This window comes from Streptomyces spongiae (genome assembly GCF_009377185.1).
GTDB classification, from domain to species: domain Bacteria; phylum Actinomycetota; class Actinomycetes; order Streptomycetales; family Streptomycetaceae; genus Streptomyces; species Streptomyces spongiae.
Genome location: NZ_VJZC01000957.1, coordinates 1 through 2,207 on the forward strand (window position 1 = coordinate 1; position 2,207 = coordinate 2,207).

Genomic DNA, 2,207 nt, shown 5'->3' on the forward strand with positions numbered 1-2,207 from the left:
ACCCCGACCCCGCCCCTGAGCCGCGTACGTTACTCACTCGCCCCCTGGGCCCGGATCGCCGGACTGACCGTGTGCGCCCTGCTGACGCTGGGCCCGGTCATCTGGACCGTCGCCACCTCACTGCGCACTCCGGCCCAGTCCTTCGACCTGCCCCCGCAGATCATCCCGACGGACCCGACGGCCGCGGCCTACCGCGGGGTCTTCCAGCAGATCGACGTGTGGCTGCTCGCCCTGAACTCCACGCTGGTGACGGCACTGATCGCCGTCGGCCAGATGATCACGGCGGGCCTGGCCGGATACGCCTTCGCGCGCCTGGAGTTCCGTCTCAAGAAGCCGCTCTTCGGCCTGGTCCTGGCGACCATGATGGTGCCGTTGCAGGTCACCATCGTGCCGGTGTTCCTGGTGCTGAAGTCGATGGACCTCACCGACACGCTCCTCGGCCTGATCATCCCGGCCTTCCCGACGGCCTTCGGCACGTTCCTGATGCGCCAGTACTTCCTCGGTATGCCGAAGGACCTGGGCGAGGCGGCCATGCTGGACGGCGCGGGGCCCTGGCGGATCTTCCGCTCGGTGTACGCGCCGCTGGCCGCGCCCGGCCTGGCGATCGTCGGCGTGCTGGCCTTCAACTACCACTGGAACGAGTTCTTCCGCCCGCTGATCCTGGAGACCTCCAGCCAGAACTACACGCTTCCGCTGGGTCTGGTCTCCCTGCAGGGCAACCTCGGCACCGGGTCGATCTCGGTGGTCCTGGCCGGGGTCGTGCTCTCGATGCTCCCCGCCGTCGCCGTGTTCGTCGTCGGCCAGCGCCCTCTCCGCGAGGGCATCACATCCGCAGGAGTCAACCGTTGAGCAATGACCCCAACGCGCCGCGTTTCAGGGTCCGTCCGCCCGTCGGCTGGATCAACGACCCCAATGGGCCGTTCCGTTGGCGGGACCGCTACCACCTCTTCTACCAGCACAACCCCGACGCACCGGTGCACGCGAACGTCCACTGGGGTCATGCCTCCAGCGCCGACCTCGCGCACTGGGAGCACCACCCGATCGCGCTCACCCCGACGCCGGGCGGCCCCGACGAGGCCGGCTGCTGGTCGGGCTGCGTGATCGACGACGCCGGCACACCGACCGCCGTATACACAGGAGTCGACCGTGCCCACGCCGGACTCGGCACCATCTGCCTGGCGCGGGCGGCGGACCCGGACGACGAGCGGCTGACCGAGTGGAAGCCGCTGCCGACGCCGGTGGTGGCGGGGCCGCCGCCGGGACTGGACGTGGTGATGTTCCGCGACCCGTTCGTCTTCAACTGCGCGGACAGGCGCTGGGCCCTCGTCGGGGCCGGGCACGCCGACGGCACGCCGTCGGTCCTGCTCTACGACTGCGACGACCTGACCGACTGGCGGTTCGCCGGTGTGCTGCTGGACGGCAAGGACCCGGTGGCCGTGGGCGTGTTCGGCGACAAGTCGGTGGGCTGGGAGTGCCCGCACCTGTACCGGACGGCGAGCGGCGACCACGTGCTCCTGGTGTCCCTGTGGGACGGAGATCCCTGCTCCACCGGATACCTGACGGGCTGTCTGGAGCCGGATGGCCAGGGCGCGTTGAGATTCGTGCCGCGCACCGGCGGTCGGCTCGACCAGGGGCGGGACTTCTACGCTCCCGCCGTGCTCCAGGAGCCGGACCGCGCACTGCTGTGGGGCTGGTCGTGGGAGGCCCGCCCGCAGGAGGAGACGCACCGGGCCGGGTGGGCAGGCGTACTCACCGCGCCACGGGTCGTCGACATCCACCCCGACGGTTCACTGCGGGTGAGTCCGGCCCCGGAACTCGACCTGCTGCGCCCGGCCGAGCCGTTCGTCACCGCGCCGGGCAGGGTTCCGCTTCCCCACACGTACGACCTGACGGTCACCGCGTGTGAACCGACCACGGTGAGCCTGCTCCGGGGCGCGGCGGGCCGCGAGCTGACCGTCCGGGCGGACCCTGCCTCGGGGACCGTCGTCCTCGACCGCAGCGCCTGGCCCCGGACCGGCAGGGAAGGCTCCGCCCCGATCATCGTGCAGGTGCCGAAGGGGCCGGAACTCGCGGTCCGGCTGCTCGTCGACGGCTCGCTCCTCGAACTCTTCGTCGCGGAACGGGCCATGGTCACCGAGCGCGTCTACCGGCACCCCGGCGACATCGCCGAGTTGGTCGTCGAGGGGGCGGGTGCGCGGGTTACCGGG

General features: G+C 71.2%; 2 protein-coding genes. Both read left to right on the forward strand.

Translation table 11 applies throughout. From position 1 onward, the window contains the following. The coding region (locus tag FNH08_RS49125; protein WP_228034846.1) for a carbohydrate ABC transporter permease at nt 1-849 on the forward strand (849 nt) is incomplete at its 5' end. Then, nucleotides 846-2,207, forward strand: a 1,362-nt coding sequence (locus tag FNH08_RS49130; protein WP_152778432.1) for a glycoside hydrolase family 32 protein, incomplete at its 3' end; no start/stop codon positions are given. The genes FNH08_RS49125 and FNH08_RS49130, both read left to right, overlap by 4 nt.